Genomic DNA, 20,738 nt, shown 5'->3' on the forward strand with positions numbered 1-20,738 from the left:
GTGTGACTCAACCAGTCTGGGCCATGAAACAGGACATCAAACAAAAACTACCTAGACATGACGCACATCATGACACCCCAAGGGCTATAGTCATCCAGGGCAAATCTGATGTCAGTCATCGGTCGCGCATCAACACCGTGCACGCGAAAGAATGCAGTCACGCCGTACGATCAATACTGGCGGTGTGCCTCGTCATTACGCGCAAAAAGGATCTCATTGTGACTCACAACGAGGGACAGAGTGATCAAGCAGCAATGGCCGCCTCTGACCTGCTCGAACTGCTTTTTCGTGCCTATCGCGGCGGCCTTAGCGTACGGTTGTGGAACGGGACAAGCATGCGACTCGGTAAAGCCGTGGAGAAACCGCTTCCCCCATTTACCCTGATATTTCGTAGCCCACAGGCAGTACTGAACCTGGCAATTGGGCGTACCCCCCTGCGTTGGATTGATGCCTATCTTCGTGAAGACATCGATATCGACGGCGATCTTTTCAGCGCCTTAGCACTGAAAGACCACCTGGGGAACCTAAGCATTCGCGGTCTCGATCGACTTGAAGCGATTACCGCGGCGCTGCGCTTAAAACTGGCGATCCTTCGCAGTAAGCCTGCTCGACACCATCACCCGAGGCTCCATTCACGTCGAGTTAACATACGGTCCCGAACCGCAAATCTAGAGACCATCGCCTTTCACAACACTTTGCCGAGCGCTTTCTACGAGTTGTGGCTGGATGAGTCGATGGTCTATTCCTGCGCCTACTTCAAGCGCATCGACGACGAACTGGAACAAGCGCAGCAGCAAAAGCTCCACCTGATCTGCCGCAAACTAATGCTCAAGCGCGGCGATCATCTGCTTGATATCGGTTGTGGTTGGGGAGCACTGATCATTTATGCCGCACGTAATTTTGGTGTGCGGGCCCATGGCATCACCACCAACCAGCAACAGATGGACATTACACGAGAAAAAATTTGCGAAGCGGGCCTACAAGATCTGGTCACCGTCGAGGTCGCTGACTACCACACTCATCCGGGCGAAGAAATTTACGACAAGGTGACCGGCCTCGGCATGTTTGAGCATGTCGGCCTGGAGAATCTGCCACGCTACTTCACGGCCGTGTATCGCCTCTTGAAACCCGGCGGTCTTTTCCTCAATCAAGGAATTACTCACGATGTGCATGGGTGGAAAGAAACCTTGTCCACCCTGTTTATCGATCACTACATTTTCCCCGAAGGCCAACTCGATACCGTCAGCCATATCCAGCAGGCGATGGAGCATTGCCTATTCGAAATCGCCGACGTCGAAGCGCTACGCCACCATTACGCGCTGACGCTCAAGCGTTGGGTTGAGAGGCTCGAGGCGAACAAGGATCAGGTGTTGGGATTGGTCAGCAAGGTCACCTACCGCACATGGCGTCTGTATATGACGGCGTGCGCACTCGAGTTCGAAGCTGGTGACCTGGGGGCCTACCAGATAATGTCGAGTAAACGTGCAGGTAGCTTTTTAGCTCTTCCCTTGACGCGCAATCATCTAATGGCGAAGGAAAAAAAAGGCTGCAGGAGCAGCCTCAAGGATGGGGGGGGCAGAGATGACTTAAGCATCACTCATGTTTTCTTATAGGGCGTAGCTTTATCGGCCAACCAACAAGATCAATCGACTACATGGAACTTAGGTAGCATCCATTTCCAACGAATGGCGGCAATACGGCTGACAAAAACGAACGCAATGGCAATTGCAGACGCTACTTCAAGTGAAATCTGCAAATCCAGCAGCGTGATGTAGGCGACGGCACCCAAAATACTGATGGATGCATAAACCTCACGTCTAAACACCAACGGTATTTCGTTACACAACACATCACGCATCACACCCCCAGCGACTGCGGTAGCTACACCCATGATCACTGCGATGCTGGGAGGGAGGTTTTGCTGAAGAGCCATATCTGTTCCTGTGACCGTAAATACAGCCAATCCAAATGCATCGGCTACCAACAACACCCTCTCGTTGAAGGTTTTCAAGGTCTTCGCCCAAATCATGGTTCCCAGCGAAGCACTAACCCCTACCAAAAAGCCATTCTCATTGGAAACCCACTCGATCGGATAATGAGCCATCAGTACGTCACGCAAGGCACCGCCGCCTAAAGCGGTGACTAAACTGATGGTGATTACGCCAAACCAGTCCAACGATTTTCGCCCTGCCATTAGGGTGCCTGTCACTGCGAAGGCTGCAACGCCTAACAACTCACAGTAATAGATCACCCAACCAGCGTGGTAAGCCTTCATCTACGTAACCAGCCTGTACTGCAAATGGGAAAAGCCCTTGAAATGAGGCCCCTTCAAAGGCACACATCAGGGTCTAATTACATTATCATAGTATTATAATAAATGTACAATCGAGGCGTGCGATGAAGACAGGACCAAAAAACACAGCGGCGTATCGTCATGAGGATTTTGCTCTTGGAAAAACCACCGTCGAATCAAGCGTGCGGGTCGAAACGGTCGGCGATCTGGCAATGGCGTATAGCCCAGGGGTGGCACAGCCTTGCTTGGCAATCGCGAAAAATCCGGATGACGCTTACCGCTTTACGGGTAAGGGCAATCTCGTCGCAATCATTTCCGACGGCTCGTCAATTCTGCATCTGGGCAACCTGGGGTCTCTTGCCAGCAAGCCGGTGATGGAGGGAAAGGCGCTCCTGTTTAGACGCCTGGCCAAGATCAACGCGGTAGATATCCAGGTCAACACCAGCGAATCGGCAGCATTCATTGATACGGTCGTTCGCATTGCCGACACCTTCGGTGGCGTACATCTGGATGGCATGGCTGAGTCTCAGAGCCTGGAGATCGAACAAGCGCTGATCGCTCGATGCGACATCCCGGTGTTCTCAGATGAACCACACGGAATGGCAATCGTTGTGGTGGCCAGCCTGCTGACGGCATTAAAAGTTCAGGGCAAAAAACTTAAAGACGTCAGAATCGTCTGCGGCCTGCACGGGCGTGCGGCGGTCGAGTGTGTGAGGTTGCTACTGAACTTGGGAGCCCACAAATCTCGCATTGTCGTAACAACCGGCTGTGTCCGCACGATAGCGCAGTTGGGGCAAACTGTTCAGAATGGACTCACACAGCACTCGCCCGCGGCAATGAAGGGATCTGACGTTTTTATTGGTGTTGCAGATCCAGACTGGTTAACACCGGAAGCAATTCTGTCGATGGCAAGCAACCCCATCGTGTTTGCCTACGCGGGCCCCTTTCAAGCGATTTTGCCTTGGCAGGCTCGTGAAATTCGGACGGATTTAATTCTCGCCACCGACAGCTTCGATCATCCAAATGAGTTAGCCAACTGCTTGGCTTCGCCCTTCGTCTTCCGAGGAGCCTTGGACGTTAGAGCGCGATGTATAAATGAAGCCATGAAGATTGCTGCGATCCGTGCTTTGCACCTGCTCGCTTTGCAACCGGTGCCGTTAGACGTACTGCGAACCTACAACGTCGACAGGCTGGTGCTGGGAAAGGATTACATTGTTCCCAAGCCTTTGGATGGGCGCTTGCACTCGGTGGTTGCCGGCGCAGTGGCCAGGGCGGCGATTGATTCGGGAGAGGCCAGGATCAGTTTTCCTGCCCATTACCCGTCTATCTATCCCTTCTTTTACCCGTTTCTGGTTGACGTACCGTCGCCACTTTTTGATCACGGTCAATCTAGCTAGCTGTAACGAACCTAACCGGTGACAAATAACCCTCTGCCTATTATAATTTGATTATCATCGAACGTTTTAGGGTACCGGTAATTCCATGGAAAATAAGACTGCACGATTAACTGTGCTCATTGATCCCGTCAAGAAAAAAGCACTTGAGGAGCTTTGTGCGTCTCAGGATCTGACGCCTTCTCAGGTCGTTCGTCAGCTTATTCGGGACTACCTGGAGACGCATGGCGTGTCCTACTCGACCAAAAGCAGAATTGCAGCCAATGGTAAGTGATTCGTCTGCGCATGGGCGGGCACGACGAATGCCTGCTCATCGCTCCTTCTTAGCCTACTGCACCCCATCTCAGCCTTGGGTCTTGTCGATCTCGACATAACTGCCCAGTGCGCCACTGAAGTCGGCATGATAATGCTCTGAGCCGAGCGCCTGAAGAATCCCTGCCCTGTCGAGCTTGCCGAGGACTTTCTCGTTGGCTTCACACAACTTCACGACGATACTGCGCTTGCGCAGCTGCTCAATGACTTCGAGCAGCGTTTGTAAGCCCGTGATATCCATGAACGGCACTCGCTTTAGTCGAATAATCAAAGTCCCAGGATCGGTGTGTGTTTGAGCCAAAACGCGCTCAAAGGTTTCTGCTGCGCCAAAGAAGAGAGGCCCCTCAATGGTGTAAACCAAAATACCGGGGGGAAGATGTACATGCCCATTCATACGCAACTCTACCTCCAACTCTTTTTCAACCATTAGCTGAATCTCCACAGAAGACGCCATCCGACGCATAAATTGCAGCATGGCGAGAATGACCCCAATGTTCACCGCAATCGCCAGATCACTGAAAACGGTCAAGCTAAAGGTAATTAACAGAATGGCAACGTCGGCTTTGGGGGCCCGTTTGACCATGCGTTTGAAGTGCTTCAATTCGCTCATGTTGTACGCAACCACGAATAAGATTGCAGCCAACGCACACAGTGGGATGTCAGAAGCCAAAGGCGCCAAGAAGAAGATCAGTAAGATCAAAGTGACGGCGTGTGCAAAACCTGCGATGGGACTGTTGCCACCATTGCGGATGTTGGTCGCTGTACGAGCGATCGCGCCTGTCGCAGCAAAGCCACCAAACAGAGGAGTGACCAGGTTAGCAATGCCTTGTCCGACTAACTCCTGATTGGAGTCATGTTTGGTGCCGGCCATCCCGTCGGCGACAACAGCCGATAGCAGCGATTCAATCGCCCCCAGCATCGCGATCGCAAACGCCGGGCCAATCAACTCAATGACCTGAGGTAGTGTTATTTCAGGAAGGCCAATTTTGGGCAGTCCTTGGGGAATGCCCCCAAAGGCACTCCCGATTGTGGCCACGCCATCGAATTGAAAATAGGAATGCAGCGCCGTCACAACAACCATCGCAATCAGAGGACCAGGAACACGCCTTACGCCTGGTAGCTTCGGGGCGAGGATCACCAACGCCAGGCTCAAGAGCGCTAACAGTGTTGTGGGTACATGAAGGCTGGGCAGCGCCTGGATGAGGTGCCACAGACGCTCGTGGAAATGGTCACCACTGATTTTCGGCAAGCCCAAAAAGTCTTTCCATTGCCCGACCCAAATGATCACCCCGATGCCGGCGGTGAATCCCACAATCACGGGGTCAGGAATGAACTTAATGAGTGCGCCAAGCTTGGTGATGCCGAGCAGCAATAAAATGGCCCCAGCCATCATGGTCGCGATCTGCAAGCCATCCACACCGTACTTGGCCGTCACGCTGGCCAAAATGACGATGAATGCCCCGGTGGGGCCGGCAATCTGAAGCCGGCTTCCGCCGAACAGCGAAACCAACAGGCCCCCCACAATAGCTGTATAGATCCCTTGTTCCGGCTTGACGCCTGAGGCGATGGCAAATGCCATGGCCAAGGGCAACGCCACGACGCCGACGATGACCCCTGAGACGATATTTCGAAGCCAATGCTCGCGCCCTAACAAGCCCGCTTTCCAAGCTTCTTGTATCGCAATCATGACTAGCCTCGCTGTGGTGGCATGTGCATACTATTCACACCTAGTGATAATAGCAAAGCAATTGGCCTAGCCCTTGGTACGACACCTGCGGCGCTGTAGAATCGGTACTTAAAGCGCTAATCCCTATGTCCGGAGGCCCGCATGAAACGCGAAGAAGTCAAAACCAAACACGGTGAAGGCATGCATTTCGACACACATGTGATCGCCAACCCGACCAATACGCACGAGTGGATCATTCTTTTCAAAAAGGATGCAGGAAGAAGCTATTTCCTGGTCAATGACAATGAGGAGATTGAGTCCTTTGGTCGCGTCGATGATGTGATCCATGAGCTTCGCGAGCTAGGCATCAAGTCTGCTGAAGTTCATTTTTGATCGGTGTACTCAGGAAGTTTGATCATGTCAGTAAAGATTGAGCATCTGTCGGGTCAAGGCGAGGAGCTTTGGTCTGTCTGTTTCGGTAGCCACAGCATTCAATTTCGTAACGAGCAAGGGGCGAAGGACTATGCAGCCACACTGAAAGAAAGAATCGACGCACCGCATACCTTTCCGCGAATTCACCATGCCTCTCCCAACCCGCCCCACTGATCAACACTGAGCTGGATTTTTCCTCGATTGGACAGCCTCGAAGGCTGACGAACGAGGAGCAGAACGCTAAGTCCCTTGATGAAAGGCGTCCAAGGCAGCTCAGAACACACCAAGCTGTCGGCCATTCATTGACGCTGGCTGATCAGGTTTTTATCACGCTCGAGGCTGGAGTCCCAAGGTGGCAAAATTAAAAGACGTATCCGGTGCCACCATCCCTCCCGGGCTCTCCAATGAAGCAGCCGGCGCTGTGGCATTGCTGGGCACCTCTGTCATCGCATTTGTCTTAGCCAACTCTCCTTTCGCTCCCGGCTATTTTGAGTTGCTACATCGCGTCCATCTGAGCCTGTCATTAACCCACTGGGTCAATGACGGTCTGATGACGTTGTTCTTCTTGGTCATCGGGCTGCAATTCAAGCGTGAATGGCTGGTTGGGCATCTGGCCACGTGGGAGAAGCGCGCATTGCCAGGCTGTGCAGCGCTCGGTGGCATGGTCCTGCCGGCGCTTATTCTTTGGGGTTTTAATCACTCCCAAAACGAAACACCATTCTTGATGGCTGTTCCCACAGCCACGGACCTTGCATTTGCGCTGGCCGTCCTGTCGCTGCTCGGTGACAGGGTTCCAGCTTCGCTAAAAGTATTCCTGCTCGCTATCGCGATTCTGGAGGATCTTAGCGGAGTCATGATCGTTGCCTTTTTTCATACCCAACATTTTTTTGTTCCGATGCTGCTGGCCCCATTACTGCTGTTAAGTCTCCTTATAGCGCTGAACCGCAAAGGCATAACACGCCTGCGTCCCTACATAGTGACCGCAGTGTTTTTGTGGATGGCTCTTGGGCTATCCGGCTTTAATCCGACACTCGCCGGACTTGTGTTGGCGCTGTCCTTACCGCTAGGTAAGCCCGATACAAGCTCCAGCTCTGCGTCGCGAACCGTTGAAGAAAAGCTCATCCCTTATGTGACATTTTTGATATTGCCGATTTTCGGTTTTACCAATGCTGGCGTGTCACTCCTTGGCATGTCACTGCAAGATCTCTCAGCCCCGGTCACGACAGGTGTCGCGACAGGACTTCTGATCGGAAAGCCACTGGGTCTCTTCGCTGTATCGGGTCTTGTCGTTGCACTCGGGCTCGCCAAGCTCCCCGAGAACTGCAACTGGGTGCAGCTTTATGGCGTTGCTGCACTCAGCGGCATTGGTTTTACCGCAAGCCTGTGGATCGGCGCACAGACCATTCCTGCACCTTCGCAAACGATGACCGACGTAAAAATCGCGGTGCTGATGGGTTCAGTTTTGTCTGCGCTATTGGGCGTCTTGATTTTACGTTCTGGAGTGGCCGACTCAGTTTCCAGAATTCTGCACTCCACCTGTGCCCTCACGCAGAAATGAATTATTCACCCTCGCAGCAGCACTGTTTGGTATTGCTCAGGAGAAACCTAGATGTTTGAAACATCCATCAGTAAGTCACAGTCTCTACGTTGTGTAATTGCATCGATTTGACCACCTGTTTGTATTCGACTTGACCAGTTATTTGCATTCGAATTGACCGTGACACCTTTCATGATGTATCGCGCGGTTGAGATGGCATGCAGTGTAAAATAGATAAAGCCAGCATAGACAATGCGGAGATTTCGAGTGATGGCTACAGAATTGACGGTGCGAGTAGCACAACAGGACGATCACGAGTGGCTTATTGCTGCGAATGGTGACGTCTATGCCACCGAGTTCGGTTTTGACAGGCACTTTCAGGATGGCGTCGCCGAAAAGATGCGCAACTTTCTTGAATTACCAAGTCCATTCAATCGCATCTGGGTTGGATTGGTAGGGGACAAACGCGTAGCGTCGATAGCGATATCGGAGAGAGCTGACAGCGTGGCATTTCTTAACTTCGTGCTAGTCCTGCCGCAGTTTAGGGGTAAAGGTGTTGGTTCTGCGATGATGAAACTCGCTCTTGATCATGCTCGCCAGCACTCGTTTAAGCAGGTGCAGCTAGAAACCTATAGCTGCCTTGTCGACGCAAGGGCGCTTTATGAGCGCCTCAACTTTCGAATGACTGAGGTGATGCCTGGGCAAAAGGCTTATGGGAAGAAATTCGATCTGGAATTTTGGTCGCTGAAACTCTAGGGATTCTACGAGCCACATCTCCGAATGTGCTGAAGTATACCCTCACCACCTGATCCGAGCCGCCCATGAGCCAGATGAGCTTTCCGACTTTGAATACGCCGGAAAGCGCAAGCAGACACGCCGCGAGCGGTTCCTCGCCGAGATGGATCAGATAGTGTCCTGTAGCGGTTTACTGCCGTTGATTGAACCGTATTACCCAAAGGCCGGCGGTGGTCGAAAACCCGCTCAAGCCACCGGCTGACCAACCCTCATTTATTGAGTTTCAATCGTGCTTGATCGCAGTGTACCAGCGACCCTGCGCCCAAACTCCCAAGTCACTACGTTGATTATTTGGCAATGCTCGCACTGAACCTCGAACCGATGCCTAGCGTCATCGGGAACGAAATCCATCGTTAGGTCACAGTACGCACAGTCAGACATCCTCTGTTCTTCCTTTTCGCCGTCGCTCATAAAGCAAGCCCCAAGTGAAGCGATAAGCATACCCGTCCGCCCCTGGAATCAGGGTGTTCGACTGGAATAATCGGAGGCAGACCACCGTATTGATGTTGAGGGGCCAGCTACTGGCCGGTTTCTGCCTGCTTACCTGTCGAGTCGTACGGGTATTGCCATTCAACCAGTGCAGGACCTTTTTGATTTCAACAGGTACGTTCCAGGAACTACTGAGGAACGCGAATAATGGCTGTAAATGCTGCGCTGGTATTGATTCACGGGCGAATGACCCACGCAGAAGCCCTATGCAACTGGGTCATGAGCTCACGCAATTGTCGAAATACGCGGATCAGATCCAAGAGGCCATGAGAAAACTCTGAATCCTAATGTGCCGCGCTTGGGCGTGACACCGATTGGGACATTCGAGCGCGCAAAAAAATGGCCACACGAGGTGGCCTAAGACGGGTTCAAGCATAGGAGGATCTCTATTGACCAACAGATACAGGCCCGCCCTGAAGTCTTAAGGCCAATAGAGTTGGTCCGCTGGCTGACAAACCCCTTCATCAGCAGCGTTCAAGCCGGCAATTCGACCCTGGTCTGTGGGTCAGGATCTCGTTGCCTTGCATTATAATAGTGTTAACATGGCATTGTAATCAACGTCTAATTAGGGGATCGCATGACTACCGACTTCAAGAAGGCTGCACTGGATTACCATGAATTCCCAACCCCTGGGAAAATCAGCATTGAACTGACCAAACCCGCCGACACCGCCGCCCAACTTGCCTTGGCCTATAGCCCAGGCGTCGCTGAGCCTGTACGCGAAATCGCGAAGAACCCAGAGAATGCTTACCGCTTCACTGGAAAAGGGAATCTGGTGGCCGTGATCACCAACGGCACGGCCATTCTGGGACTTGGCAATCTAGGCCCCTTGGCCAGCAAGCCCGTCATGGAAGGCAAAGCGTTGCTGTTCAAGCGTTTTGCCGGCATTGACTCGATCGATATCGAAGTCAACTCCGAGAGCTCCCAGGCCTTTATCGATACCGTCGTGCGCATTGCTGACACCTTTGGTGGAATCAATCTGGAAGACATCAAAGCGCCCGAGTGCTTTGAAATCGAAAAGGCACTGATCGAACAGTGCAGCATCCCAGTCTTCCATGACGACCAACACGGTACTGCCATCGTCACCGCCGCTGGCATGCTCAATGCGCTGGAAATTCAGGGCAAAACCCTAGAGGACGCGAAAATTGTTTGCCTGGGTGCGGGTGCCGCCGCCACTGCCTGCATGCGCCTGCTGCTCAGTCTCGGCGCTCAAAAAAGTAATCTGTACATGGTCGACCGTACCGGTGTCATCCACTCCGAACGAGAAGACCTCAACCAATACAAAGCACAATTCGTAAACGACGGTGGCCCGCGTACGCTGATGGAAGCCATGAACGGCGCTGACGTGTTTGTTGGCCTGTCCGGAGCTAATCTTCTCCCAGCTGAAGCACTGGCAGTGATGGCTCCCAATCCGATCGTGTTTGCGTGCTCGAACCCCGATCCCGAAATCAGCTACGAACTGGCCATGGCCACTCGTGATGACCTGATCATGGCGACTGGGCGCTCTGACTACCCAAACCAGGTTAACAACGTTCTGGGCTTTCCGTTTATCTTCCGCGGGACCTTGGATGTTCGGGCAACCCGGATCAACGAAGCGATGAAAATTGCGGCGGTGGAAGCACTGCGCCAACTGGCCAAAGAGCCCACCCCTGTTGAAGTGCTGCAAGCATTCAACGTCGATAAGCTTGAGTTTGGGCGCGATTACATTCTCCCAAAAGCACTTGATGCTCGCCTGCTCGGAGCAATTGCCGGCGCAGTGGCTAAAGCGGCGGTCGACACCGGCGTTGCGAAGCTGCACTACCCGACACACTACCCGCTCTAAGCTGACGTCAATCATGCTGATGTGCCGCAGCTGCACGACCTTTTACAAGGTTGCAGCTGTCGCACCGGGGATCATCCAGCCGCAGCACGTCCTGAATATCGACAGCCCGCCATTTGCAAGATCATCCGCTCTTGGCTGATCGCGGGGTGAAGCTTTCCGGATCCCCGTCTGCTTCCCCAGCAGGTAATCACCACACAGGGTTGCCATCCCAAGCAATCCTGATCACCGATCAGAAAAAACGACAGTCAGCGGCTTTACCACTCAACGAGCAGACCAGCCTAAATCGCGAGGACCTGGTGATATCAGATGTGCATAATCGGTTGGCTTTCTTGCTCCTCATACGCTTGGGACAGGGGTGAATGAATGCCGATCAAATATGTTAGGAGCCTCACTGGGCGAAGGCGTACCACAGACGCAAACCGACATCTTGGATTTGCCTTAGCCTTCGTAGCGGGGGCAACCAACGCCGGTGGCTTCCTGGCGGTGCATCAGTACACCTCACACATGACAGGCATCGTCTCCTCGATGGCAGACAATAGTGTGCTAGGGGCCTACGACCTGGTGCTTAGTGGTGCCGGCGCCTTGTTGTCCTTTCTGGTTGGGGCCGCGTGCTCGGCGGTCATGGTCAATTACTCCCGACGCAGACGGATGCACAGTGAGTTTGCAGTGCCGCTCTTGTTCGAAGCCTTTCTGCTCATCTGCTTTGGCTTTCTGGGCGCTCGGCTATCCACCGTGGATGGTCTATTCGTGTCCGTCACCGTGATGCTGCTGTGCTTCATCATGGGGCTACAAAACGCAGTGATCACCAAAATTTCCAAAGCCGAAATCCGAACGACGCATATCACCGGCATCATCACGGATATCGGTATTGAGTTTGGAAAACTCTTTTATTGGAATGCCGTCAACACATCGAAGCATCCAAAAGTTCTCGCCAATCGGACCCGACTCAAAATACTGATACTGCTTGCGCTGAATTTCTTTTTTGGCGGCGTGGTGGGTGCCTTTGGGTTCAAGCACATTGGTTATATCTCAACGGTACCGCTCGCGATGGTTCTGGTGACGCTGGCGATCGTGCCTGCCTTTGACGACGTCAGGCTTTTTGTCCGCCGCGTCGTGCGAAAGTGAACAGCTTGCCTGCAAGCAGCTTTCCAGGCGTTGCTACACTGGATTTTCACTACGTTGATCGTTTCTATTTATGACGTGCCAGGTGTCCAGCGACTGATCCCACTCGCAGGCACGCTAAAAGCGGCGCCCTCGCCGAGCGGGTAATTTTCGTTTTTAGCCCGCGTGGTGATCGGCTCATCAAGATCATCGAGATGAGGGTTGTGATGACCCACATATTGGCCTGTATCGACAGTTCAACTACATCTCCGGCCGTCTGCGACTACGCCGCTTGGGCCAGTCTCAACTTTGTATTGCCGTTAACCCTCCTGAATGTTGTGGACCGCCCCGCTGGCGTAGAGATACGGCCCGGCAGCCTGGCGCACGTGCTAGAAGCTATGTCGCTGGACGAAAAGCGCCATGAGCAGGCGTTGAAGCAAGGCTTGATAATGCTGCAAAACGCTCGAGAAAGAGCGATAGCGGATGGCGTAATGCAGCCGGAACTTCGTCAAAGCGACGGAGAACTGTTGGGGCGGTTACTCGAGATGGAAACTGACATGCGCTGGCTAGTCATGGGAAAACACAGCTCGTTCTGTCCCCGACTCAACCAGCTCGAAACCATCATCCATGCGTTGCACAAGCCGATCCTGGTCACACCTTGTTCCTTCAACCCACCACGAAGCCTGATATTTGCTTATGACGGGAGCGAGGACACGCACATGGGGGTGGAAATGCTGGCAGCGAGTCCAGTTCTCAGAAAGCTGCCCGTGCACCTGGTCATGGTCGCAGCCAACACGTCGAAGAATCTGGAACGACTCGATGCGGCAGGAGCCATTCTGCAATCAGCCGGGTGTGACGTGCGGACAGCCATCTGTGGCGGGAGAGTAGAGCTCGCCTTACAGTCCTATCAGATCGAACACGATATCGACCTGATGGTTATGGGCGCTTTTGGTCATTCGCGAGTCCGCCGATTTTGGCTTGGCAGTACGACTTCAAGAATGATCCGAGCCACAACTCGTCCTCTTTTATTCCTGCCTAAAAGCTACCTCAACATGTAACGCACAAACGTTCAAACACCCTAACGTCATCAAGATGAAAACGCTCCTTACCACCGCATACGATTAACATTATATGTTAATGTAATGCGCGTCTTCGATGAAACAAATGACTGCGCGCTTGATCCAGTAGCTCGCCCGTAACAGCCGCATCCTTGACTAGTTTTGTGCGGCGCGAGAACTGACACCCACTCAGGTCGCCCGTCAATTGATCCGCGATGACCTGCGCAGTCACGGCGCGGAGGATGAAACACAGCACACTGGCGCGGTGAAAGCCGTCAGACAGTCAATGCCTATCAGCAGACTCGTGACACCAGTCTCAATGACCCAATCAATACAGCAGGCTGACAAAGCGCTGTTAAGGAAGAGACCATGAGCAAAACCATCGCAATCATCAAGGGTGACGGCATCGGCCCAGAGATCATGCAAGCGACGCTACGCGTACTCGATGCCCTTGACTGCAATCTTCGTTACGACTTCGTTGAGGCCGGTTTGGAGGCCTTGCAGCAGCATGGGCAACTGATGCCGCCCGCATCCACAGAGACGATCGCCAAACATGGTGTCGCACTCAAAGGCCCTCTGACAACGCCGATTGGCCGCGGCTTCTCATCGATCAACGTCCACCTTCGCCGCCACTTCGATCTCTACGCCAATGTCCGACCAGCGATCAGTTTCCCAGGCACCCGTTCGCGTTTCGAAGATATCGACATCATCACGGTGCGCGAAAATACCGAAGGAGCGTACCTACCAGAAGGACAAAGTATTTCGGAGGACGGCGAAGTCGCTCTGGCGAGCATTCGTGTAACACGCACTGCCTCCGAACGCATCGTGCGGTATGCGTTCGAGCTCGCTCGTAGCAAAGGCCGTAAGAAAGTGACCGCGGTGCACAAGGCCAACATCATCAAGTCTTGCTCCGGGTTGTTCCTTGAGGTGGCGCGTGAGGTTGCTGCGAATTATCCGGAAATCGAATTCCACGAGATGATCGTCGATAACGCCTGTATGCAGCTGGTGATGAATCCCCATCAATTTGATGTCATCGTCACCACCAACCTGTTTGGCGACATCCTTTCAGACTTGTGCGCAGGCCTGGTGGGTGGACTGGGCTTGGCGCCGGGGTCCAACATCGGCGCCGATGCGGCCATCTTCGAAGCGGTCCACGGCTCGGCACCGGACATCGCTGGCAAGAACATCGCGAACCCATGTGCATTGTTGTTGGCTGCCGCAGACATGCTTGATTACCTAGGCATGGTGGACAAAGGGACACGCATTCGTACAGCTATCCGCGTTGTTCTGAAAAGCTCCTGCGATCAAGTGACACCCGATATGGGAGGGACTGGTACAACTGATTCCTTCGCTGACGCCTTGGTTGCCTACTTGCGTGACTAAATAGAGAATCAACAAACACGCGCTCCGTCCGAGTCGCCAGCTCAGTACGAGCTGGCGATTTTCTACGTGTGCTCCACTCTGACCTACCAGTAGGACAGTCTGCCGGATTGGATTAAATCTTCTTATACTCCACGGGCTGATCCGGCCACGCAGTCAACACCTCAAAGCCATCGCGGGTGACCAAGACCATATGCTCCCACTGGGCCGAGAGCGAAAGATCCTTGGTGATCACGGTCCAGCCATCCCCCAGCGTTCTTACGCCGTGCTTTCCAGCATTGAGCATTGGCTCGATTGTGAAGATCATGCCCGGTTTCAGTCTCATACCTTCACCAGGGTTGCCATAATGACGGACCTGTGGCTCATCGTGGTAAACCATGCCAATGCCATGTCCACAGTAGTCACGCACTACGCTATACCCTTCACGGTGCGCCACGGTTTGAATGGCGTGACCGACATCACCGAGCGTGGCACCGGGGCCTACTGCATGAATGCCGGCACACATCGCCTCATAGGTCGTGTCCACCAGCCGACGAGCCTCTGCGCTTGGCTCGCCGACAAAATACATTCGGCTTGTATCACCGAACCAACCATCCTTGAGCACCGCGACATCAATATTGAGGATATCGCCATCCGAGAGTTCTTTATCTGACGGGATTCCGTGGCATACGACATGATTGATGGAGGTGCACAAGGTTTTGGGGAAACCGTGATAACCGATATTGGCTGGAGTGGCCTTCTGCACGTTGACAATATAGTCATGGCAGAGCTTATCAAGCTCATTGGTCGAAACCCCGGGCCTGACGTGAGGCGCAATCATGCTCAGAACCTCCGCAGCCAACTTTCCCGCAGTTCGTGACATAGCAATTAGTGCAGGCTTCATAGTGGTACTTTTACCCTCATTATGAACACCAGAGACTGGTTGGACGGGTGCTCATTCGCCGAATGCTGTGCAATTGCAGGAACGCAGCATGAAAATTAATTCGACTTACTAAGTTCCACAGCACTCTATGGAAGAAACAATATTTTGTTACCGTAACTTTAGCGTTAATAGAAAGTCATTAAGCACTATTACTTGCTGCTACCGCGCTTGTAGGCGGACGGCAATGCACGAGGGTATGAGTGCGGAGCTTCAATACGCTCTTTTAGCTTTGCTGCGTAATCTTTTGCACCCTGCTCATTGCGAAATTGAATGCGCCTGGCTCCAATACACACGGACCATAGATTTTCACTCTGACTAGACAGATGCTCGATTCTGACGGACATGCCGACACTCCAAGGAAAAGAATTCAAAAATGAATTTCAGCAACCTTGATACCGATTTCTCGCAGCTCATGAATCAAATCATCAAGGTACCGAAAGGGTTCGATTTCTTCGTTGTCATTGACCAGGAAGAAGCTTCTTCCTGCATCCTTTTTAAAGAAGGCGATCCACTCCTGGGTGTTGGCCGGGTTGGCAATCAAATGGGTATCAAACTGAATGCCTTCAGCGTGTTTGGTTTTTACGTCCTCACGTTTCATACGGCTCTCCAAGCGCTCACGTATTGCTGTTCTCATGCATGTCTTTGCCTCCCGGCAATCGATCAAAAGACCTCGCCTCTGCCTGAAGCAAGGGCGAGTAGATTGCCTTTTCATTATCACCGCATGATAATATTATGCACATATGACCCCTTGGAGGCTAGTCATGAGCAGGACTGTCGAAGCACCTCAGTCACGCGGGTCCGAGTCGGTCCGCCCAATGCCGTGGCTTTGAGGGCGCACGGCCATACGGCCAGTTTCCCGCGATAACAGGATTTGCCGGCCAGATCGAGAACAAGCGGAACCAAAGGGCTCTCACAATAAGTAGCGAGCTATCAATTCAAGGCCTTGAAGGTGATTGTCTGCACAGGCTCCGAAATGGCTTACTGGATCGTGATGGTTACCACCTTGAAGAACACATTTGGCGTCATGCGCAAAGGCACCAGATGAGTACCTCGCAGCGGCGGATCCTCCTTGCTTTTGATTCAACGCGTACGGTTTCTGAATTTTAAGGACGACGACATTCATCATGCGGAAAACAGAAAGTGAGAAGCGCCTCCCGCTCAATGCTCCGACCCTAGAGCCTGGGCAACGACTGTTGGTTTGCCATGAGCAATGCGTCGTCGTCCAGCAGCGAGAAACGAGAATTTATCAAGTTGTATTCGACTGCAAATCACCCAAAACAATTCGAATTTTTTGGGCAGAAGATGAGTGGATTTTCATCGGCAGGCATAAGCAAGATGCTGAGAAAGATCCTTCACTGGAGACCTTTGTATCAACGCTAAGAACTGGGCTAAAAACTGTCTGGCGATAAATACGGTTCTGATCTATCGCGGTGAATCAAGACGCATGCAGTTGACCGCTCACTACTGATTTTTCTTCGCCTGTCCAAGTAGCACAACGTTGGGGCTCGAAAGCGCCCGCTCCAATTCGGCAACATGATTCTGGCAGTAGGCTGGCAAGGTATCGCGTTGCTGCACAACCGCTCCCATTCGTTCCCGGAGGCCGCGGTTCTTTTTACGAGCTGTAACCCTGACCTGATGAGCGGATTCCGGTCAACATCAAGATGGGCTGCTACATACTTCTGAGTTTCAGCGATGAGAGTGGGGAAGCGATATTTTAACTCTGATGGATCGCCCCCCACCTCCTTGGCCTGACTGACTCGGGCGCCCTTCGGCAAGCGCTCAAGCTCGTCATTTTTCAGGCACACAATGCGGCGCAGTAGAGATCGCCATGCTTTTTTGGTTGAGGTGATACGTCATCTATCGCTGGTCAGCTCGAATGCAAACAAGTGGTCAGTGGGAATGCAAACGACTGGTCAAGTCGAATGCAAACGGGTGGGCAGTGGCTGTGCAAACGGGTGGTCAAGTGAGGTGCAATTACGCACGTTGGGCGTTTCTTAGGCACCTGCAACGGAGATTAGAGGTGATTTTAATGGGCATCAATGCGGAAGCAGCCGTAAGTGCTGTAGGAAATTTAGCTTCGTAGCGTAAGGGTGAATAAAGTACATTCACTGCCCAATAAAAAAGCCCCGATCAGATCGGGGCTTTTGCTTTTTCGGTTTGTCGATTCAGATTGAGATCGTCAAATCGCGGCGAGCTCGGGAATCAATCCCAGCTCAACGCCCCACCAGTCTGATACTCAATAACCCGCGTCTCAAAGAAATTTTTCTCTTTCTTCAAGTCCATAATCTCGCTCATCCAAGGGAACGGGTTAGTCGTCCCTGGGTACTCTTCCTTCAACCCAATCTGCGACAACCGACGGTTAGCAATAAACTTCAGGTAATCCTCCATCATCGCCGCATTCATGCCGAGTACGCCACGAGGCATGGTATCCCGCGCGTATTCGATCTCCAGCTGAGTCCCCTGCAGAATCATCTGGCTCGCTTCTTCCTTCATCTCGGCATCCCACAAATGCGGGTTTTCGATTTTGATCTGGTTGATCACGTCGATGCCGAAGTTCAGGTGCATGGATTCGTCGCGCAGGATGTACTGGAACTGCTCGGCGACGCCGGTCATTTTGTTGCGGCGGCCCATGGAGAGGATCTGGGTGAAGCCGCAGTAGAAGAAGATGCCTTCCAGGACGCAGTAGTAGGCGATCAGGTTGCGCAGCAGTTCTTTGTCGGTTTCGACAGTGCCGGTTTCGAACTTCGGATCGGAGATCGAGCGGGTGTATTTGAGGCCCCAAGTGGCTTTTTTCGCGACCGACGGGATCTCGTGGTACATGTTGAAGATCTCGCCTTCATCCATGGCCAGGGATTCGATGCAGTACTGGTAGGCGTGGGTGTGGATCGCCTCTTCGAAGGCCTGGCGCAGGATGTACTGGCGGCATTCCGGGTTGGTGATCAGGCGGTACACGGCCAGGACCAGGTTGTTGGCCACCAGGGAGTCGGCGGTGGAGAAGAAGCCGAGGTTGCGCATGACGATGCGGCGTTCGTCGTCGGTCAGGCCTTCCGGGTCTTTCCAGAGGGCGATGTCGGCGGTCATGTTGACTTCTTGCGGCATCCAGTGGTTTGCGCAGCCGTCCAGGTATTTCTGCCAGGCCCAGTCGTACTTGAAGGGTACGAGTTGGTTGAGGTCGGCGCGGCAGTTGATCATGCGCTTTTCGTCGACAGCGACACGGGCGGAGGCGCCTTCGAGTTCGGCGAGGCCTTCGGCGATGTCGAGGTTGTCCAGGGCTGCTTTGGCACGGGCGATTGCGGCGGAGTCGGACGCGGTGACGGCGCGAGCTTCTTGAGCCGCGACACCGCCAGCGGTGTCGAGGCGGTCCATGTTGGCTTCAGTCGCGTGGCCGGCGTTGGCGCCTTTTACAACGGTTTCGCCGCTGTCTTCTTTGTCGAATTCGTCCCAGCTCAGCATGACGTGTCGTCTCCTGCGTGAGGGCCAGATGCCCGTGTGAAAACCGATAGGTGGTTTCACACGACCGGCTGGCCGCGTTGGATCTAAAGGAAATCGTTTTTTGCAGCAGTACAGCGCAGGCAATAAACAGAATTTTGTACGGGTGTTCCGAAGCCGCTGACGGGCGCAGAAAGCATGAACGGTTTCTGCGTGGGCTTCAGACTGGCTATTGACCCCTGTAAGGGAATATTGCAGGCCCGTTTAAGCCCGCATTATAAGGAAAAATTCAGCGGCGTGGGGCGTCGAATCGGCGCTGTGAAGGGTGCGCAGGGCACGTTTTCCGGTCGGAGCGAGGGTTTACAGGGCTTTGGCGGATGAAGTTTTTTTTTCGCCTGAAATGGCTTGTTTTTGACGCTGTGATCAGGTTGGCGGCGGGGTAAAGGTTGGCTGAAACGCGGCGAGCCATGCAGTACGGGGCTTACAGAGGAGGAAGGGGGGAATTTTGGTCGCCATTGTGGGCCGTTTTGCTGGGGAAATGACCCCGGAGCTGCCTGATCAAAAAATAGCCAAAAATCGATGCTTTTCACTACATGTTGTGTTTTTAGTCTGTTTTTCATGGCTTCAGACACAACTAAGCCCGGCCGAGGCCGGGCAGTGAATTTGCCCTGATGATCAGCTGAGGCGAGCAGCACCCACGTGATCGGAACCATCGGCAGCAACCTTGGCGGCACCGGTGTGATCGAAGCCGTCAGCGGCAACCTTGGCAGCGCCGGTATGATCAAAACCGTCAGAAGCGAGTTTGCCAGCACCGACGTGATCGGAACCGTCGGCGGCGAAGGATGCCGAGCCGGTATGGTCATAACCGTCAGAAGCGACAGCTGTCGAGGTGGTGTAGGCGGCTGAACCCGTGCGGTCATAGCCGTCAGCGGCGAAGGTGTTGGCAGCCAGGACGGAGAGGGTCAGGGCGAGGATCAGTTTGATTTTCATGAGAGTGGCTCCAGGTTCGTTGGCGTTGTGTGCCTTGGGTGTGGAATGGATAATACGCCGACTATTTTGATTAAAAAGCGCAAATAAACGCTAAAAACAATCGATTAAATCGATATGTAGGGTTCGGTGCTTGATCTGCCTTAAACCGCGGGCGGGTGGGGCGAACCTTGGGAAGGTGAGGGTGGGGGATCAGCCGTTGGAGCAGCCGTTACCCATGACGCTGTAACGCAGAATGTGGCGCTGACCTTTGGAGTCGTCGTATTCCATTTTGGCTGGGACAACTTCGCAGACGTTGGGGATTTCGCTCATTGATATGACTTTGGCGATGTCCAGGTCGGTGGAGTAGGTGTATTCCTCGATGGCGGGTTGCTGCTGTGCGACATCAGTCGGAACCTCGTTTGCCATGGCGGTTGCGCACAGGCTGCTGAGGGCCAGAACTAATAAAGCTTTCATTTCAGGGTTACCTTTTAGAGGTCGAGTGGGGTCACGCAACCTTTTGGGGGTTGCGTGTGGAACTTGCTTACCGGGTGTTGGATTAACTGCCTTCGTGGGGGCTGTAACTTGGTTAATCAGGTTGCCTTGTTGGCGGGGTGGATTTTAGGCGTGGGGGGGGCATTCATATAGGTGGGGTTTTGATAAACACCTTTGGCGAATTTCGTAACAATCGTGGAATACCTTTGTAGGAGCCGGCTTGCTGGCGGTGTTTGCGACGTGGTTGGTCAGGCACGTCGCATTTTTTGTGGTGTGGTTTTTCAGGGGGACTGCGTTATCGTTCTTCGCGGGCAAGCCTCGCTCCTACAGGGGCGTTTTGGGTGGGCGTTCTGGGGTTGTCGGGGTAATTTGCAGGGGGTTGTTACTACCATCGTCGAATGGTTCTATAGGCGCGGTCCGGCTACAACTGGTTCATACAAAAACAACTATTCCACCGAGGTAAGAAAGATGAGTGCGGCTTCTCTGTATCCCGTTCGTCCCGAGGTTGCGGCCAACACGTTGACTGATGAGGCGACCTACAAGGCCATGTACCAGCAGTCGGTCGTCAACCCGGACGGCTTCTGGCGCGAGCAAGCCAAGCGCCTCGACTGGATCAAGCCTTTCACCACGGTGAAGCAGACGTCTTT

General features: G+C 53.3%; 20 protein-coding genes and 1 pseudogene. 13 read left to right on the forward strand and 8 right to left on the reverse strand.

What is annotated here, in order from left to right:
- Positions 1 to 23: 23 nt before the first annotated feature.
- Positions 24 to 1,613 carry a class I SAM-dependent methyltransferase gene (locus F8N80_RS14135; RefSeq protein ID WP_224790367.1) on the forward strand — a complete coding sequence of 530 codons (1,590 nt, stop codon included), beginning with the start codon at positions 24 to 26 and terminating at the stop codon, positions 1,611 to 1,613.
- 29 nt (positions 1,614 to 1,642) lie between these two features.
- On the opposite strand, the gene F8N80_RS14140 is transcribed toward F8N80_RS14135, so the two are convergent.
- Positions 1,643 to 2,275 carry a trimeric intracellular cation channel family protein gene (locus F8N80_RS14140; RefSeq protein WP_150784056.1) on the reverse strand — a complete coding sequence of 211 codons (633 nt, stop codon included), beginning with the start codon at positions 2,273 to 2,275 and terminating at the stop codon, positions 1,643 to 1,645.
- Positions 2,276 to 2,397: 122 nt separating this feature from the next.
- Here F8N80_RS14140 and F8N80_RS14145 point away from each other — a divergent pair, with 122 nt between their 5' ends.
- Together F8N80_RS14145 and F8N80_RS14150 are read left to right on the forward strand one after the other, a co-directional pair.
- Positions 2,398 to 3,690, forward strand: coding sequence for a malate dehydrogenase (locus F8N80_RS14145; protein WP_150784057.1), 1,293 nt, complete (start codon positions 2,398 to 2,400; stop codon positions 3,688 to 3,690).
- An 85-nt stretch (positions 3,691 to 3,775) separates the two neighbouring features.
- Entirely contained in the window at positions 3,776 to 3,961 is a 186-nt protein-coding gene (locus F8N80_RS14150; RefSeq protein WP_077185744.1) for a ribbon-helix-helix protein, CopG family, read from the forward strand.
- 69 nt (positions 3,962 to 4,030) lie between these two features.
- On the opposite strand, the gene F8N80_RS14155 is transcribed toward F8N80_RS14150, so the two are convergent.
- Positions 4,031 to 5,686 carry a SulP family inorganic anion transporter gene (locus F8N80_RS14155; protein ID WP_150784058.1) on the reverse strand — a complete coding sequence of 552 codons (1,656 nt, stop codon included), beginning with the start codon at positions 5,684 to 5,686 and terminating at the stop codon, positions 4,031 to 4,033.
- Positions 5,687 to 5,827: 141 nt separating this feature from the next.
- On the opposite strand from F8N80_RS14155, the gene F8N80_RS14160 reads away from it, so the two are divergent.
- The 9 genes and pseudogenes from F8N80_RS14160 to F8N80_RS14195 all read left to right on the forward strand — a co-directional run bounded on the left by F8N80_RS14160 (position 5,828) and on the right by F8N80_RS14195 (position 14,282).
- Positions 5,828 to 6,058: a hypothetical protein gene (locus F8N80_RS14160; protein ID WP_046031605.1), complete on the forward strand. Its 231-nt coding sequence runs from the start codon at positions 5,828 to 5,830 to the stop codon at positions 6,056 to 6,058.
- 24 nt (positions 6,059 to 6,082) lie between these two features.
- Entirely contained in the window at positions 6,083 to 6,271 is a 189-nt protein-coding gene (locus tag F8N80_RS14165) for a hypothetical protein (protein WP_150784059.1), read from the forward strand.
- 178 nt (positions 6,272 to 6,449) lie between these two features.
- Entirely contained in the window at positions 6,450 to 7,655 is a 1,206-nt protein-coding gene (gene nhaA / locus F8N80_RS14170) for a Na+/H+ antiporter NhaA (protein WP_150784060.1), read from the forward strand.
- Between the two features lie 249 nt (positions 7,656 to 7,904).
- Positions 7,905 to 8,390: a GNAT family N-acetyltransferase gene (locus F8N80_RS14175; RefSeq protein ID WP_221174462.1), complete on the forward strand. Its 486-nt coding sequence runs from the start codon at positions 7,905 to 7,907 to the stop codon at positions 8,388 to 8,390.
- Positions 8,391 to 8,455: 65 nt separating this feature from the next.
- Positions 8,456 to 8,607: pseudogene (locus F8N80_RS32160) on the forward strand (IS5/IS1182 family transposase); the annotation flags it as partial.
- Positions 8,608 to 9,495: 888 nt separating this feature from the next.
- Positions 9,496 to 10,740, forward strand: coding sequence for a malic enzyme-like NAD(P)-binding protein (locus F8N80_RS14180; protein WP_046031602.1), 1,245 nt, complete (start codon positions 9,496 to 9,498; stop codon positions 10,738 to 10,740).
- A 363-nt stretch (positions 10,741 to 11,103) separates the two neighbouring features.
- On the forward strand, positions 11,104 to 11,865 hold the full coding sequence (locus tag F8N80_RS14185) for a YoaK family protein (protein WP_150784061.1): 762 nt from the start codon (positions 11,104 to 11,106) through the stop codon (positions 11,863 to 11,865).
- 203 nt (positions 11,866 to 12,068) lie between these two features.
- Positions 12,069 to 12,899 carry a universal stress protein gene (locus tag F8N80_RS14190; protein ID WP_150784062.1) on the forward strand — a complete coding sequence of 277 codons (831 nt, stop codon included), beginning with the start codon at positions 12,069 to 12,071 and terminating at the stop codon, positions 12,897 to 12,899.
- Positions 12,900 to 13,268: 369 nt separating this feature from the next.
- Positions 13,269 to 14,282, forward strand: a complete 1,014-nt coding sequence (locus tag F8N80_RS14195) for an isocitrate dehydrogenase (protein WP_150784063.1) — start codon at positions 13,269 to 13,271, stop codon at positions 14,280 to 14,282.
- Positions 14,283 to 14,394: 112 nt separating this feature from the next.
- Here F8N80_RS14195 and map read toward each other — a convergent pair whose 3' ends face one another.
- The 6 genes from map to F8N80_RS14225 form a co-directional block, all read right to left on the reverse strand.
- Positions 14,395 to 15,162, reverse strand: coding sequence for a type I methionyl aminopeptidase (map, locus tag F8N80_RS14200; RefSeq protein WP_150784064.1), 768 nt, complete (start codon positions 15,160 to 15,162; stop codon positions 14,395 to 14,397).
- Positions 15,163 to 15,568: 406 nt separating this feature from the next.
- Entirely contained in the window at positions 15,569 to 15,799 is a 231-nt protein-coding gene (locus F8N80_RS14205; protein WP_150641276.1) for a hypothetical protein, read from the reverse strand.
- A 1,604-nt stretch (positions 15,800 to 17,403) separates the two neighbouring features.
- Positions 17,404 to 18,654, reverse strand: a complete 1,251-nt coding sequence (locus F8N80_RS14215) for a ribonucleotide-diphosphate reductase subunit beta (protein ID WP_008034875.1) — start codon at positions 18,652 to 18,654, stop codon at positions 17,404 to 17,406.
- 251 nt (positions 18,655 to 18,905) lie between these two features.
- Complete coding sequence (locus F8N80_RS31185; RefSeq protein ID WP_191632923.1) at positions 18,906 to 19,343, reverse strand: hypothetical protein; 438 nt, start codon at positions 19,341 to 19,343, stop codon at positions 18,906 to 18,908.
- Positions 19,306 to 19,620, reverse strand: a complete 315-nt coding sequence (locus F8N80_RS14220; RefSeq protein WP_150746162.1) for a hypothetical protein — start codon at positions 19,618 to 19,620, stop codon at positions 19,306 to 19,308. The genes F8N80_RS31185 and F8N80_RS14220 overlap by 38 nt, the downstream gene beginning before the upstream one ends.
- Positions 19,621 to 19,809: 189 nt before the next feature.
- Entirely contained in the window at positions 19,810 to 20,073 is a 264-nt protein-coding gene (locus tag F8N80_RS14225) for a DUF2790 domain-containing protein (protein ID WP_150746163.1), read from the reverse strand.
- Positions 20,074 to 20,559: 486 nt separating this feature from the next.
- On the opposite strand from F8N80_RS14225, the gene F8N80_RS14230 reads away from it, so the two are divergent.
- On the forward strand, positions 20,560 to 20,738 hold a 179-nt coding region (locus F8N80_RS14230), incomplete at its 3' end, for an acetyl-coenzyme A synthetase N-terminal domain-containing protein (protein WP_150784065.1).

Origin of the sequence: Pseudomonas fluorescens (assembly GCF_902497995.1) — a bacterium.
GTDB lineage: Bacteria > Pseudomonadota > Gammaproteobacteria > Pseudomonadales > Pseudomonadaceae > Aquipseudomonas > Aquipseudomonas fluorescens_BK.